Source organism: Proteus sp. fly-1013, from assembly GCF_040140245.1.
GTDB lineage: Bacteria > Pseudomonadota > Gammaproteobacteria > Enterobacterales > Enterobacteriaceae > Proteus > Proteus mirabilis_B.
The window spans coordinates 31,651-47,392 of the sequence record NZ_JBEEWD010000011.1 but is presented as its reverse complement, the minus strand read 5'-3'; the positions used below and the strand labels follow the sequence as shown (position 1 = coordinate 47,392).

Sequence of the window (15,742 nt, the reverse complement as noted above, 5' to 3'; positions counted from 1 at the left end):
TAATCAGAATTTAATTACCTTAAATCTAAATATAATGCTGGAGAGGCGCATTAATAATGTTATATTGATTACTCCTCTCTCAACATAGGTAGGGTAAAAGAATGAAGAAATTGACACTCCAAGAGATGACAGATGCCCAACAAATGCGAGTAAAAACCAGGATAGGTCAAGAGAGAAAGAAATTAGGGCGTGAATTAACCAATGCCGAAATGAATAAAGTCAAAGACTCCATTATTACCGAAATCTCCCTCGAAGTTGAAAAAGCCACCAAAAAAGCACAAGCCCTCAAGAAAAAACAAAAACTAGCTCCTAGTGATGAAACCTATAGTTGGTCAGCTAAAAACCATCGTAGCGGATATCGTTAATTTTTTTCCTTGCTAGTAAGCCCCCTATTACTAGCAAGGAGTTACCTTGAAAGTCGTATTTTCAATTACTATTGTTAAATAAAAAAACACGATATAGTATGATGAATTTATCAGTAAATTTTAGAGAATGAGAGCTTTGAACATGTATATTAAAAATATTTTAAGAACTAATAATATAGAGGATTTAAAATTATTAGGTCCTTTTAATGAGCTCGTCAAAATTATCGAAAATGAACTTGATACAAAAATTATAGTTACAGATTGGATTTCATTATACAAAACTATAATGTCAATTAATGACTTTATTCTTTGGTTAAATTCAGGTGATTCATTAAATTATAAAATGGGATCTTTTTTAGATACTAAAAAACAACTATCAGAAAAACTGGGATTTACAATTAAAGCAAAGAGTTGGAAGGCGTTAGAATTAAAAATAGACAAATTAAAGAAATTACCTGTTTTAAATAGTTTTGATCCCTACGAGTATTATGAAAAATATAAATTAGAGAAATTTTGTGATAGTTCAAGATTAGAGGGGTTAGATATAAAAATTCCTGATGAATCAATAAGTTTAGAAAAAATTCTAGCAAAGTATTATCAAGGATAACATATGGACAAATATTTAGCCGGATCATAACCCTTCCAGAAAATTAATTCCCTGCACTCTGAACAACAACACCCAATAAAGCGCCTAATGGAGCCAGTAATACATCACCAATAATAAATACTGGTGTACCTATTGTATTACCTACTAAATTTCCGACATTCGTTTTTGGTGTGTCTTTTAAATCATAAAGAGCAATATTAATAGGTTTAGGTAACACTTTTTCTACGATAACCACATATCTCGTTTGATTACGTTCAAAAACATTGGCATTGATCCAAAAATCAATACACCACTGCAAGCTACCATCTTGTGCTTTGCACTCTTTTTTAAAATGAGCCTGTTCGAGCTCTTTTATTTCACTTTCCAGTAGCTTTACTTCAGGATTGATTGAAAATAAGAAAACACCTTGAATATCAGAAGCTAAAACACCGTCGCCTTTATTAACGTGTCTATTTTGAATTTCAAAAGGAACGGCACCTTGAGGTGCTATTCTGGCGCTAAATTTCATTTTTGGCATATATTTATAGATAACTTTTAATGGGTAATCACCATAAGAGATATTATAAATTCGGGTTTTACTCGCTAGTGACATCCCTCTAAGTGAAATAGCGCTACCATCTCGTATAACTAATGGCTCTTTATCTTCTTTTAATTCCAATTTAACGACTTCAGTAATTACATCTTTATATTCTTCTTCATAATGATAAGTAAAATCTGAAACAGGGTTATTGTTCCATAGAGATTTAGTCATACAACCCGTTAGCAATGATACTCCGATGATAACTAAACCTAATTTTTTCATTTTGCCTTCTTATCTATTATGTTTTCAATATAGAGAGATCTCATAGTGCATCTTATCTTACAACCGTAAGTAAAAAATAAAACCACTCTTAATTGAGTGGTTTTAAATAATACCCTGATATTGACGCAATATAGTTATATTTCCATCGTATCAATCAATGAATATAACTTTTTAAAGGCATGATATTTTTTTTCGTATGTTTTATGTTTTTCTAAATTTGGTGTATGGCGTTTTTCAAGCTTAGGCTGAGAAAGAACAACTTGTGATGAATGAGCAGGGTTTACTGCTAATTGTGCCAGCCTTGCTGCGCCAAGTGCAGGGCCAACATCACCACCTTGGCGATAATCGAGAGTCTTTCCTGTAATATCTGCAAGCAGTTGTCGCCAATATTCACTTCTTGCACCACCACCAATTAACGTAATGTTATTAGCTAATTGACCTGCATTTTCAGCAACTTCAATCCCTTGTCGTAACGCAAAACTCACGCCTTCAAGAACAGCTAGGCATAAATCAGCACGTTGATGTTCATGGGTTAACCCCCAAAAGACACCTTTCGCATTAGGGTTGTTATAAGGCGTCCGTTCGCCTGATAGATAAGGTAAAAATAGGAGGGGGCTATCAGCAAAAGTGGCGTGCTCAATCTCTTCAAACATCGCACTCACACTCTCAATTCCTGTCAATTGACACACCCAATCAAGGCACGATGCTGCACTTAGCATCACAGACATTAAATGCCAAGTATTAGGTAATACATGACAAAAACTGTGGACTGCATTGTCACTATTTTGGAGAAATTTTTCGCTAACAACAAAATAAACACCTGAAGTACCTAAAGAGAGCATCGCTTGACCCGGCTGATAAACGCCGACACCAATTGCACCCGCTGCATTATCGCCACCACCCGCAATAATAGGCACTTGTTTCATCTGCCATTTTTTAGCGATATCTGCCAATAGATAGCCCGTTATTTGATTGCCTTCAAACAACGTAGGCATTTGACGACGCGTTAACCCTGTGGCATTTAAAAGCTCATCACTCCAATCTCGCTTTTGCATATCTAACCAAAGCGTACCCGCTGAATCTGACATATCACTGGCGAAATTACCGCTCATCTTCCAACGTAAAAAATCTTTAGGTAATAAAACATGCGCAATACGTTGAAAAATTTCAGGCTCATTTTCAGCAACCCATTGTAGTTTTGGCGCAGTAAAGCCGGGCATTACTAAGTTACCTGTAATTTTTTTAAATTGGGGATATTGCGCCTCAAGTGCCTGACACTGTTTAAAACTACGACCATCATTCCATAAGATTGCAGGACGTAGCACAGCTTGTTGAGCATCAAGTAAAACGGCACCATGCATTTGTCCGCTTAACCCAATCGCCTCAATTTGATCCATTGGATAACTGCATCCAAGTTGAAGAATGGCTTCTTCCGTTGCTTGCCACCATTGCAGGGGATCTTGTTCTGACCATTGAGGGTGAGGGCGTGATATTGCTAAAGAAACGGAATGACTGGCGATGACGTCGCCTTGCTCATTCATGATGATCGCTTTAACGCTTGAAGTGCCTAAATCTAGCCCTAAATACATAAAGTTACCCCATGACCTTTATCTAATTAATAAACACAGCGGAAAACCCGCTGTGTTATTACGTTTATGCAATTAGCCAAAAATATAGCGATTCACTAAACTTTCTAGCATTTCTTGGCGTCCACTTTGTAATTGTGGCGCTAAGGCATTGCTTTGGGCATATTTTGCTACCTCTTCAAGGCTTAATTTACCTTGTAAGATATTCTGACCTAACTCTGCACTCCAGCCTGAATAACGTTGCGCCGTAAATTTATCAAGACCACCATCTTGGATCATTCTCGCTGCAATGCGTAATGCCATTGCCATTGTATCCATTCCTGAAATATGCCCGTAGAAAAGGTCATATTTATCATTACTTTGACGACGAACTTTAGCATCAAAGTTTAAACCGCCTGTTGTAAATCCACCTGATTTAAGAATTTCATACATTACTAGCGCATTTTCTTCTACGCTATTTGGGAATTGGTCTGTATCCCAACCTAATTGTGGATCGCCACGGTTAGCATCAACAGAGCCTAAAATACCTAACGCAATGGCTGTCGCGATTTCATGATGGAAACTATGTCCCGCTAACGTTGCGTGGTTGGCTTCAATGTTTACTTTGACTTCTTTTTCAAGACCAAACTGTTTTAAGAAACCATAAACAGTCGCGGTATCGTAATCGTATTGATGTTTTGTCGGCTCTTGTGGTTTTGGTTCAATCAGTAATGTGCCTTGGAAACCAATTTTATGTTTGTGTTCAACAACCATCTGCATAAAGCGACCAATTTGCTCTCTTTCTTGGCGTAAGTCTGTATTTAGCAGCGTTTCATAGCCTTCGCGCCCACCCCATAATACATAGTTTTCACCACCCAGCGCTTTTGTCGCTTTCATCGCTTCACAAACTTGTGTCGCTGCCCATGCAAAAACATCAGGATCAGGGTTAGTTGCTGCACCTGCACCATAACGAGGATTGGTAAAACAGTTTGCGGTTCCCCATAATAGCTTAACGTTGGTTTCTTCTTGTTTTTTCGCTAATACATCGGTGATCGCCGCCATATTAGAGATATATTCATTAATGTTATTGCCTTCAGAAATAACATCGACATCATGAAAACAGTAAAAAGGAACATTAAGCTTATGAAAGAATTCAAAGGCAACATCTGCTTTGCGTTTTGCTTGCTCTAATGCTTCGCCTGGTGTTTGCCACGGTCTATCAAAAGTACCGATACCGAACATATCAGAACCATTCCAGCAGAAGTTATGCCAGTAGCAAGCGGCAAATCTTAGGTGATCTTCCATTCGTTTACCCAAGATTATCTCATCAGGATTATAGTAACGAAACGCTAGTGGGTTATCGCTTGTTGTGCCTTCATATTGAATTTGTTCAATTTTATCAAAGTAAGACATGGAACCGTCCTTATTTAGTATCAAGTTGTAATTCTGAATGTGATTCAAGCTCAGCAGTCATCTCTTCCTGCTCTTCTGGTGTTAATTTGGCAATGCCAAAGCCCGTGAAACCCCACAGCATGGCAAAAAAGATGCCACTCCAGCACAATACAGCCCAAGGTAAGTAACTTAAGGTTGCAACACCTAACGTACCTGCCATATAAGCGCCTGCAGCTGTCCACGGTAAAATGGGTTCAAAGATAGTGGCGGAGTCTTCTACGGTACGGGCTAGATTTTTAGGGTGTAAGCCTCGTTCGATATAGGCACCGCGTAACATTTCGATAGGAATAAGGATTGAGATTTGTCCATTACAGGTCACGCCAATCATAGTTAGCCCGCAAGCAATTGTGGCTAAGATCATTGAACCGGTTGAGTGAACCATTTTTAACAATGCGTGGACAATCACTTCTAATGCGCCACTTAATGATAAAGTACCGGCAAAAGAGAGGGCGCAGAAACAGATAAGCAGGGTGCTCATCATTGAGTTCATGCCACCACGATTTAATAAGTTACCTAATAATTCAGGAACTTCTTTCCCTTGGATCATTGAGACATTAAATCCATCAACAGCACTTTTTACGATGTCATGTAATCCAAAACCTTGAATAAGATAAGCATTAAACATCGCAATGGCGGCAGAGGCTAACATCACAGGGATAGTTGGTTTTTTCGTGACTGAACCATATAAAATCACTAATACAGGAATGAGAAGGATTAGATTGAAGTTATAAACACTCTCAAGACCATTGGTAATTAATGTCACTTTTTCTGGCACACCTTGTCCTGCTAAATCGCCGTTCATGCCATAAACCGTCATCACAATCGCGGTTAAAATCAGCGAAGGCAGTGTGGTGTAAAGTAAGTGCCAGATATGTTGATAGAGGTCTATCCTTGCAGCCATTGCAGCAAGGTTAGTATCACCTGATAGCGGTGAAAGTTTGTCACCAAAATAGGCACCTGCAACTACGGCACCGGCTGTTGCAGCAAGGTTTGCATCCATACCAACCGCAACACCCATAAAGGCAACACCGATGGTTCCTGCTGAACCCCATGAAGTTCCTGTACAGACCGACACTAATGATGTCACCAATAATGCCGTAACATAGAGCATTTCTGGGCTGATCATTTTTAAGCCGTAATAGATCATCAATGGAATGGTGCCACCAATCATCCATGTGCCGATTAACAAGCCTACACTGATTAAAATCAGCAATGCTGGCATGGTTTTAGCAATTTTTTGTGAGATTGCCGTTAAGATCTCGTCATAGCGATACCCTAATCGTTTTACTAATAGCGCAGCTACAACCGTAGACAGCACCATTAAAGGCTCTGGTGGTAAATCGAAAGCGGCGTAGCCTCCTCCTAATAGCACCACCATGGTGAATATTGGAAAGAGTGATTCGAGTAATGTCGGTGTTCTCGGGCTGTTTATCGTTTGCGTTTTCATTGTAATTTATTCCAAACTGGCGTGAGGTAAGGTACGAATAAGCCGAGTGAAAACGGTTTCTAATATTGAACGAGGTGTCGCGATATTAATGCGGAAAAAACCATCCCCAACCGCACCAAAACCACGCCCCCAACTCATTTCCACTTCAGCTAATGAAACAAACCAATGTTTTAGTTGTTCTTCAGATAACTGCATTTTTTGGTAGTTAACCCATAGCATGTAGGTGCCATGACTTTGAGTGATAACCCAATCAGGAAAGTAACGTTCACATTGTTCTTTTACCCAACGTCGGTTATCAGCAAGGTACGTTTTTAATTCACCAACCCATTGTTGACCTTGTAAGGTGTAAGCTTGTAAAAAAGCGGGAACTGAGAAATAACCAGGATTATGAATACCCGCAGCAATTAAGCATTGTTTGAATTTTTCACGATATTCAAGATTGGCAATAACGATATTGGCGACTTCGAGTCCGGCTAAATTGAATGTTTTAGCGGGAGAAGTACAAATAAAAGAGTGTTGTTTTACATAACTATTTACTGATGAAATAGGGTGATACGTTGCGCCATCAAAAACAAAATCTGCATGTACATCATCAGAAATAATAAAAACCTGATATTTCTGTGCAAGTTCCGCTATTTTTAATAGATCACTTTTTTGCCATACCGTACCTGTTGGGTTATGTGGCGATAGTAAAATAAAGCAGACAGACTGTTTAAACTTACTTTCTAAGTCATCAAAATCAATTTCATAATAGCCGTCACGATAAATCAGCGGGCTTTCTAATAGTTCACGTTGATTGACACAAACTGCATTACTAATAGGATGATAAGCCGGTGATAAGGTTGTAACTTTATCACCAACACGTGTGAAGTTTTGAATATAAAGCGAGACTGCTTGAATAATACGAGGGCAAAAAACAATAGATTCTGGCTCAACAACCCACTGATATTGCGTTTTAAACCAATTTACAGCAACGTTATTCCAATCATGGCTAAGGTCGGTATAGCCATAAATTCCTTTGAGATTAAATTGAGTCAATGCATTAATAATAAAATCAGGCGCAGGAATATCCATATCTGCAACAGATAACGGAATAACATTGGCGTTACTATTACACCATTTTGCGCTATAGGTATTTTGCCTAGAAATTAATTTATTAAAGTTATTCTGATACATGAAAAATCTCCTCGGCAACCGTGTTTAAAAACAAAATACTCGTTGTTATTAACATTGGTTATTCCTATTTTTTACTTTGCTATTACGAAATTTGGCTTGTGTGATAGTAATCACATAGCGATGAAAGCAAGTTCTAGCAAAATTAAAGCTGTGGTTTAATGCCTAGCTGGGTAATTAGGTAGAGTAAAATGAAAAAAGATAAATACTTTCGTATTGTGCTGTTATTCAACGCTAATAAAGTCTATGACCGACAAGTGGTTGAGGGTGTTGGAGAATATCTTCAGGCATCACAGTGCCATTGGGATGTATTTATTGAAGAAGATTTCCGTACTCGGCTTGATAATATAAATCATTGGGTTTGTGATGGTATTATTGCTGATTTTGATGATCCTACTATTGCTAAGCATTTAAGCCAATCACCATTAACCGTTATTGGTGTCGGTGGCTCTTATCATCGAGAAGAAAATTATCCCCCCGTTCCTTATATCGCTACTGATAATTATGAATTAGTTCAACAAGCCTTTTTGCATTTAAAACAAAAAGGGCTTAAACACTTTGCTTTTTATGGCTTACCAGCAAAAGATCATCCTCATTGGTCTAATGAACGAGAACATGCATTTCGACAATTAGTTACCAGCGAAAAATATCCGGGTATTGTTTATAACGGTATGGATATTACGCAAGAGAATTGGCAGCACGCACAAAATCGTTTATCTGATTGGATACAAACTTTACCACCTCAAACTGGGATTATTGCGGTCACCGATGCAAGGGCACGGCATTTACTGCAAGTTTGCGATAATTTAAATATTAATGTGCCTGAAGAAATAAGCATTATTGGTATTGATGATGAAGATATGACACGTTATTTATCTCGTATTGCATTATCTTCTGTTGTGCAAGGTTCACGACAAATGGGATATTTAGCCGCAAAGTTATTACATCAAACCCTAGAAGGGCATGTAACAGATAAACAGCAAAGAATATTAGTTCCTCCCGTTAAAATAGTCGAACGTCGCTCAACGGATTTTCACTCATTTAACGATCCTACCGTTGTGCAGGCTATGCATTATATTTATTACAATGCCTGTAAAGGGATAAAAACAGAGCAAGTTTTAGATGCGGTTAATATGTCGCGTTCTAATTTAGAGCAACGGTTTAAAAAGGAGATCGGTAAGACAATTCATACCGTTATTTATGAAGAGAAACTCAAACGCGCTCAAAACTTATTAGCCACGACAACCCTTGCAATCCAAGAAATATCAGTGATGTGTGGCTATCCGTCATTGCAATATTTTTACTCTATCTTTAAAAAAGAATTTGGTATGACGCCAAAAGAGTTTAGGGATGAGTGATTACCAATATATTCCACATCATATTTATATTACTTTCTACGGCTATTCGCCCAAGGATCACAATCTGGGTGGTCGATAACTTCAATCACATCATCAATATCAGCTTCAAGAGAATCAAGATAGAGCGCTTCCACTTCAGCGCGTGCCCAAGGAGTTCTGCGCAAAAATTTTAAACTTGATTTCACGCTAGGATCGCTTCTAAAGCAGTTAATCTTGATAAGTTGACCTAATTTAGCCCAACCATATTTAGCCACCAGCGCATTTATTTGCATTTCGAGAGTAACGCCATGCAAAGGATCTTTAGAAACGTGTCCGGTCATTACTATTTTTACCTACAATGAAATAGAAGAAGCGATGCAGAGTACAAGAAAGCCGTGAGAGTGGCAATAAAATGGGCTGAATAAAATAGAGATGATGCGTTGTTATCCCGCATGGCTCGTAATATAAAAGATTTCCCATTTGTCATCGTCAGTATGCCTTAGCGTGATCCGAAGATCAGTAGGACCTTTAAATTCGATGTTCACATCCTGCATTTCCACTTCCGTGCCATTAAACCAGCGACGTAGACGATTCCCATTTGTTTGTTTTGGAAAACTATAAGCAAATTGATATCCAGAAGCAGGGATTTCTCTCATCACTTTAGCTTTAAACTCTTCTAATGTTTTCCCTGTATACATATTTTTTTGTGTCAGACTAAATGCCTGCTCATATTCTTCGTTATTGATATTATTAATAAAATCAGTAGCAAGTTGACGCTGATAAGAAAAAGAATAGGGTAGTTTAAACCAATAGTACGTACCCAATACTAAAACAATAAATAGAAATGAAAAATAAGTGGCCATCTTTTTATATTGTATTTTCATGATACTCCATCCTCATTTTTAAGTTTTATCATTCCATTATAACCATCGTGTTTAAAGCTTGATTGCAACAGCTTCATTAACTCTTTAGCCATAATGAATAATACCATTTCTATTTACTATTACTTTATTTAAAGAAAATTAATCTGTAATACGGGTTATTAATTACTTTTTTATAAAATATAGTGATTTATACGTAGCCAATAATTTTCACCCTAATCTCGATCAAACATTTATCTTATTTATCAAACATAAAGATAATTCCTAAGAAAGCGTTAATTTCTATGTCTTCTGAAATTTTCCGTTACAATTTCGAACATTATACCAATTACTTACAATGAGCCATTTCTTGGTTTTTTATTTTGAAAAGATACAATAATTAAGATAATAAAACCTAAAGATGCATACATAAAGGACTTGTTTAAATTTAATAATCCGTATTAAATCAAATTATCTAGAAGGTCTTGCAATGTAGATCCCATAAGAAAAAGTAAATATAATTTTTCCGAGTTGAACATACAGGCACATATTTAATATCTAACCTTTCTAAATATTGCCAACTGAACAAATAAACATTATTTAATTTAGCGAGAAAACTTATGACTTTTTCTAAAACACTTTTAATCACATCTATTATTGCGGCTTCATTCTCTGGTATTGCAAATGCAGCACCTGCTGATGGTAATACAACAGGTATCATTCACTTTAAAGGTCAATTTATTGATTCAACTTGTACTGTTGAAACGAATAACCAAAATCAAAATGAAGGTACTGTTCAATTAGGTACTTGGTTAACAAACACCTTTGATGCAGTAGGTGAAAAAACAACAGCAATGCCTTTCACCATCGGTTTAAGTGGTTGTCCTGCAACATTAGGTACTGCACGCGTTAAATTCGAAGGTACTGCAAATGGTGAGAATCCTGACTTATATAAAGTAAGCGATGCAAAAGGTGTAGGTATTGGTCTTTTTGATGATGAGAACAGCGAAAATTACTTTACACCAAATACAGAAGCAACGGGTATTAAGTTAAATGGCAATAAAGGTGAAAGAACTTATTATGCGCGTTATGTAACAACAGCAGAAGAAGTTACACCAGGAACAGCAAATGCTGATGTTACTGTGACTATTCAATATAACCAGTAATTAATTACCCCGTATTTACGTCAAAGGGGAACGTAGGTTCCCTCTTTTTTCTCAAAGGAAATATTATGAAAAAATCAATTATTGCCTTATCACTTTTAAGTGTGGTTGCCATTAACGCAAATGCGAGTGTTGTATTAGGTGGGACTCGTGTTATTTATGAAGGTGACAAAAAAGAGGCAACAATCTCCGTTAGAAATAATGAAAAAACGCCTTATTTAGTTCAATCATGGATTGAGAATTTTGATAATAATGATTCAGCTAAACCACCATTTTCAGTTACACCACCTTTATTTAGAATTGAAGCAGAATCAGCAAATGCAGTACGTATTGTATTAACCGATCCTAGACTGCCAACAAATAAAGAATCTGTTTATTGGTTAAATGTAAAATCTATTCCACCAACAGATCCTAACGCAGTTAATAACCTGACCATCTCTATTAATAATAAAATTAAATTAATTTACCGACCTGAAAACTTATCAAAGTTAGATGCGGCTTCAGCTTATGAAACGCTAACTTTTGAAAAACAAGGTGATCATTTAAAAGCAAAAAATCCAACACCTTACTATGTTTCATTTGGTCAGTTAGTTGTAGGTAATAAAGAGTTAGATAACCCAGGAATGGTGCCACCGATGGGCGAGACATCTTGGAATATTTCAGGAATTCAGGCTAATCAAGTGACTTGGAGCGCAGTTAACGATCACGGCTCAATCACTGATAAGAAAACACAAACATTGAAATAATAATTGGAAGATTATTCATTATGCGCCTTATTACAAATCATAAAAAATCACAAAATAATTGTAATAAATACATTATCTCATCGCATAATGGATTACTTACATTTCAATTAAAGAAAATCTCTCAAGCCATTGCGACTATTATTATTGTTGGTGCAACAGCAAGTTATTCAATTGCGAATGATTACTTTAGCCCAAATTCATTAAGCGTTATTGATGGGCAAAATATTGCAGATATAGAAAGCCTTCAACAATTTGCTAAACCCGGCGGACAATTAGCTGGGAAATATCATGTTGATGTTGTGATTAATAACATTATTGTTGATTCAAAAAATATTTCATTTATCACCGATGAAACAACAGGGCAATTAATGCCCGTCCTAACAAAAAAAGATTTAAGTGATTTGGGGGTGAAAGTAGATTCTATTTCTGCATTAACATCATTACCACTAACACAAGAAATTACGGATATTAGTGATTATATTAATGATGCCAAAGTTGTATTAGAACTTAATCAGCAAAAATTAAATATTTCTATTCCACAAATTGCAATGGAAAAAATAGCTCCGGGAACTATTCCAAGTAGTAAATGGGAAAATGGATTACCTGCATTAGTTTTAAATTACTACTATAGCGGTTCAAATAACTGGAGCCGTACTGGAGGAGAAGATACCAATAATCATTATGTTAACTTTCGTAGCAGTGCAAATTTAGGGCCTTGGCGTTTAAAGAATTATTCAACTTTTAGCGAAAATTCAGCAGGTAGAGAATGGAAAAGCATCGAAACCAGTTTAGAGCGAGGAATTAACAGCCTAAAATCACAATTGATTATTGGTGATACATCTACACCAAGTGATGTATTTGATAGCTTTCAGTTTCGTGGTGTGCAATTACAAAGTGATGAGGCAATGTTACCAAGTTCCATGCGAGGTTTTGCCCCTGTGATCCGTGGTATTGCACAAAGTAATGCAGAAGTCACCATCAAACAAAATAACTATGTGATTTACCAAGCTTATGTTGCTCCGGGTGCTTTTGAGATTGATGATCTCTATTCAACGGGGACTAGCGGTGATTTAACTGTGTTAATTAAAGAAGCTGATGGTACAGAGCGCTCTTTTATTGTGCCTTTTTCATCTATTGCCATTATGCAACGTGAAGGGCAGTTAAAATATTCACTAACGGGCGGCCAATTTAAATCTAACTCTGATGCAAATGAGCCAGAATTTGTGCAAGGTACAGCTATTTACGGCTTACCTAAAGGCGTGACAGGTTATACCGGTGCATTACTTTCAAAAGATTATCAATCTTATGTGGCGGGTGTTGGTGTTAACTTAGGTAATTTAGGTGCATTCTCAACGGATATTACCCATGCGAATACTCAAAATTTAGCAGGTAAAAATAATAGCAATAGTGGACAGTCTTATCGCTTCCAATATTCTAAAAATATGATGACAACGGGAACCTCTGTTACGTTGGCTAATTATCGTTATTCCACTGAAGGTTATTACAGCTTTACTGAAGCAAATAATTATTCTAGTGATGATATCTATCACGATAATAAAAAGAATCGCTTTCAGATAACACTGAGCCAATCTTTAAATGATTACGGCAATATTTATTTTTCTACCTATCAGCAAGATTATTGGAGTCGTTCAGGAAAAGAGCGCTCAATCAGCTCTGGTTATAGCAATAATATGGGTGGCGTTTCTTATAATTTAAATTATAGCTATTCAAGTACACCTGATCAGCGTAAATCAGATAATCGCTTTGCGTTCTCTGTTTCTATACCTCTGGATAATATGACCGGAAATTACACGTCATTAAACAGCAGTGTAACAACAGATAACAACGGTAACGCCGATATGATGGCAGGTATTAGTGGCAGCTTACTTGAGAACAATAATTTAAATTATTCCGTTCAACAGTCTTATGGCAATAAAGAAAACAATGCCAGCGGTAATGTTTCAGGCTCTTATCGTGGTAGCTATGGTGTGGCTAATGTGGGGTATGGTTATGACAAACATTCACAACGCACCAATTATGGCTTAACAGGTGCAGTGGTTGCACACCCTTATGGCGTGACATTGTCACAACCTATTTATGATTCATTTGCGATTGTAAGAGCGCCTGATGCTAAAAATGTCAATGTTCAAAACCGTGCAGGTGTTTCAACTGATTGGCGAGGTTATGCGATTGTACCTTATCTGAATGCCTATGATAAAAATGAAATTACGCTAGATATCAGTACATTACCTGACAATGTAGAGCTAAAAAATAATACTGTCACGCTTATCCCAACAAAGGGGGCCGCAATGCTTGCTGATTATCAAACGCATGTAGGATATCGCGTTTTATTCACTGTGATTAATAAGGGTAAACCAGTCCCATTTGGTGCATTTGCACAACAAGCACAAGCGAATGAAATTGAAGCAAGCTCTGGAATTGCAGATGAAAATGGCGATGTTTATCTCAGCGGAATGCCTGAAAAAGGAAGTATTTCCGTGTCGTGGGGTAAAGGCGCTCAAGAGCAATGTATTGCAGATTATCATTTAACGGCAGAGCACTTAAAACAGCATTTGCCAATCATCACTGTTGACTGTCGTTAATTAATTAGGACTTTGCCATGAATATTAAACAATTTATTTTAGCCACAAGTGTAATGCTGTTTTCATCTCAAGCATTAAGTTCCAATAGTTTTTTCCTTTTAATTAATGATTTTATTATTGATGAAGCAGCACAAAAGTTATCTTCTGGATCGTTGTTAGGTAAGGGATGGCAAACATTTAGCGCTGAATCTAATGAAGATTTATGTGAAGCCTATATGCCAGGTAAATTTAATTACACAACGAGTATCTCAGAGAGCTCTGCGGGTATTTCATCTATACGTGCAGATTCACAATCCTATCCTGTTTTTAAAACAAATATCGATGGTATTGGTTATATCATGGGTTATCGGCAGAGTGGTACATCACAGTGGTATCCCATTACTTCTACAGAAGAGTTACGTAATACACATGACAATACAGATAAACTCTTTCTTGATGCCAAAATAGCTTTTGTGAAAACTGTCTCAGGTGAAATAAAGAAAACGAGTTCTAATAGAATTACTTTAGAGTCGCTATCACTACGATGTAATAGAGTAAATACGTCTTTAACTTCAGGCTTTGGTCTTATTATGAGAAGTTCTGTATTCGTTACTTGGAAAGCAACCAGTTGTGAAGTAAAAACCAAACGTGAAACTGTTGATTTAGGCACCCATGAGCTTGTTGCTGTTCGTAAGTTAGGTATTGGCGATAACTTTGGTTATGCACAACAATCAATGACTGTTGAATGCCCTGAAAATATGATTGTTGATTACACGATTGCTGATAATAACAACCCAAATAATATTGGCTCAGATATTATCTATTTAGAAAATCAGAGCGATAACCCCGGTTTTGGTGTGCAGATGTTTGAATCAGGAAGCTCTGAAGCTTTAAAACTCGGTGGCGATAGAAAAACACCGGGTAATTATCAATATTCTTTTGCGAAAACAACCAATAAGAAAGAAGTGATAAATAAAGATTTTGATTTTAAATACGTAAAATTATCTGACAATGTAAAAGCCTCAGATGGCAATGCCAAGGTTACTGTCACATTGGTTTACCGTTAATCTAGAGGGAATGATTATGAAATATACGTTCGCAAAGAAGTTTATTGCTCGCTTTATTTTATGTGCACTGTCATTTTTATCTTATTCTATTTTTGCTAATGATAGCGTCAGAGTGAATTATACAGGCTCAATTAAAGCCGCCGCTTGTAGTATTCAAACGAATGACCTAAATATTGAATTAGGAACTTGGTTATTAAGTGGCAACGGCAGTAATTTTCCCGCTGGCAGCACAACAGATTGGGTGGAATTTGAATTAACCTTTAATTGTAAAATGCAAAGTAGCCAAGTTGTCGGTTCATTACAGGGCACACCCGCATCTGATAAGAACTTATTTAAGCTTGATGATATTGCCAATCAAGCATCGGGTATGGCAATTCAAATTGAATCTTATTCACCAGAGCGTAATCGTTGGGAAGCAAAAAATGCCAATGAAATAAGTGTGTTATTAAGTTCAAAAGAAGTTGCCAATGGTATTAATAAATTGAAATTAAGAGCTCGCTATAAACAACTAGAAAACAGAGCAACACCCGGTAAAGCCAATGCTTCTATTACCTTTGTTGTACAAAGTAATTAAGG

At 36.8% G+C, this 15,742-nt stretch carries 15 protein-coding genes; 8 read left to right on the top strand and 7 right to left on the bottom strand.

What is annotated here, in order from left to right; all coding sequences use genetic code 11:
- Positions 1–101: 101 nt before the first annotated feature.
- The gene (locus ABN236_RS17730) at positions 102–365 is read left to right on the top strand and encodes a YjbD family protein (protein WP_194952467.1); all 264 of its coding nucleotides are present in this window, start codon (positions 102–104) and stop codon (positions 363–365) included.
- A 142-nt stretch (positions 366–507) separates the two neighbouring features.
- Complete coding sequence (locus tag ABN236_RS17725; RefSeq protein ID WP_349474542.1) at positions 508–972, top strand: YhfG family protein; 465 nt, start codon at positions 508–510, stop codon at positions 970–972.
- Positions 973–1,015: 43 nt separating this feature from the next.
- Here ABN236_RS17725 and ABN236_RS17720 read toward each other — a convergent pair whose 3' ends face one another.
- From ABN236_RS17720 to ABN236_RS17700, 5 genes are all read right to left on the bottom strand, one after another.
- On the bottom strand, positions 1,016–1,774 hold the full coding sequence (locus tag ABN236_RS17720; protein ID WP_349474541.1) for a hypothetical protein: 759 nt from the start codon (positions 1,772–1,774) through the stop codon (positions 1,016–1,018).
- Positions 1,775–1,908: 134 nt separating this feature from the next.
- A complete protein-coding gene (gene xylB, locus ABN236_RS17715; protein WP_349474540.1) occupies positions 1,909–3,363 on the bottom strand; it encodes a xylulokinase in 1,455 nt (484 codons plus the stop codon).
- A gap of 72 nt (positions 3,364–3,435) precedes the next feature.
- On the bottom strand, positions 3,436–4,752 hold the full coding sequence (gene xylA, locus ABN236_RS17710) for a xylose isomerase (RefSeq protein ID WP_349474539.1): 1,317 nt from the start codon (positions 4,750–4,752) through the stop codon (positions 3,436–3,438).
- A gap of 10 nt (positions 4,753–4,762) precedes the next feature.
- The gene (gene nhaC / locus ABN236_RS17705) at positions 4,763–6,238 is read right to left on the bottom strand and encodes a Na+/H+ antiporter NhaC (RefSeq protein WP_088495624.1); all 1,476 of its coding nucleotides are present in this window, start codon (positions 6,236–6,238) and stop codon (positions 4,763–4,765) included.
- 6 nt (positions 6,239–6,244) lie between these two features.
- Entirely contained in the window at positions 6,245–7,414 is a 1,170-nt protein-coding gene (locus tag ABN236_RS17700; RefSeq protein ID WP_349474538.1) for a MalY/PatB family protein, read from the bottom strand.
- A gap of 188 nt (positions 7,415–7,602) precedes the next feature.
- Here ABN236_RS17700 and ABN236_RS17695 point away from each other — a divergent pair, with 188 nt between their 5' ends.
- Positions 7,603–8,769 carry a XylR family transcriptional regulator gene (locus ABN236_RS17695; RefSeq protein WP_349474537.1) on the top strand — a complete coding sequence of 389 codons (1,167 nt, stop codon included), beginning with the start codon at positions 7,603–7,605 and terminating at the stop codon, positions 8,767–8,769.
- 29 nt (positions 8,770–8,798) lie between these two features.
- Here ABN236_RS17695 and ABN236_RS17690 read toward each other — a convergent pair whose 3' ends face one another.
- Both ABN236_RS17690 and ABN236_RS17685 read right to left on the bottom strand, forming a co-directional pair.
- Entirely contained in the window at positions 8,799–9,089 is a 291-nt protein-coding gene (locus tag ABN236_RS17690; protein ID WP_088495627.1) for a VF530 family protein, read from the bottom strand.
- 102 nt (positions 9,090–9,191) lie between these two features.
- Entirely contained in the window at positions 9,192–9,632 is a 441-nt protein-coding gene (locus ABN236_RS17685) for a hypothetical protein (protein ID WP_088495628.1), read from the bottom strand.
- Positions 9,633–10,228: 596 nt separating this feature from the next.
- Here ABN236_RS17685 and ABN236_RS17680 point away from each other — a divergent pair.
- The 5 genes from ABN236_RS17680 (at position 10,229) to ABN236_RS17660 (ending at position 15,740) form a co-directional block, all read left to right on the top strand.
- Entirely contained in the window at positions 10,229–10,774 is a 546-nt protein-coding gene (locus tag ABN236_RS17680) for a fimbrial protein (RefSeq protein ID WP_349474536.1), read from the top strand.
- A gap of 65 nt (positions 10,775–10,839) precedes the next feature.
- A complete protein-coding gene (locus ABN236_RS17675; RefSeq protein WP_349474535.1) occupies positions 10,840–11,517 on the top strand; it encodes a fimbrial biogenesis chaperone in 678 nt (225 codons plus the stop codon).
- Positions 11,518–11,537: 20 nt separating this feature from the next.
- The gene (locus ABN236_RS17670; RefSeq protein WP_349474534.1) at positions 11,538–14,120 is read left to right on the top strand and encodes a fimbria/pilus outer membrane usher protein; all 2,583 of its coding nucleotides are present in this window, start codon (positions 11,538–11,540) and stop codon (positions 14,118–14,120) included.
- Positions 14,121–14,137: 17 nt separating this feature from the next.
- The gene (locus tag ABN236_RS17665; protein WP_349474533.1) at positions 14,138–15,166 is read left to right on the top strand and encodes a fimbrial protein; all 1,029 of its coding nucleotides are present in this window, start codon (positions 14,138–14,140) and stop codon (positions 15,164–15,166) included.
- A gap of 16 nt (positions 15,167–15,182) precedes the next feature.
- A complete protein-coding gene (locus ABN236_RS17660) occupies positions 15,183–15,740 on the top strand; it encodes a fimbrial protein (RefSeq protein WP_349474532.1) in 558 nt (185 codons plus the stop codon).
- Positions 15,741–15,742 lie beyond the last annotated feature (2 nt).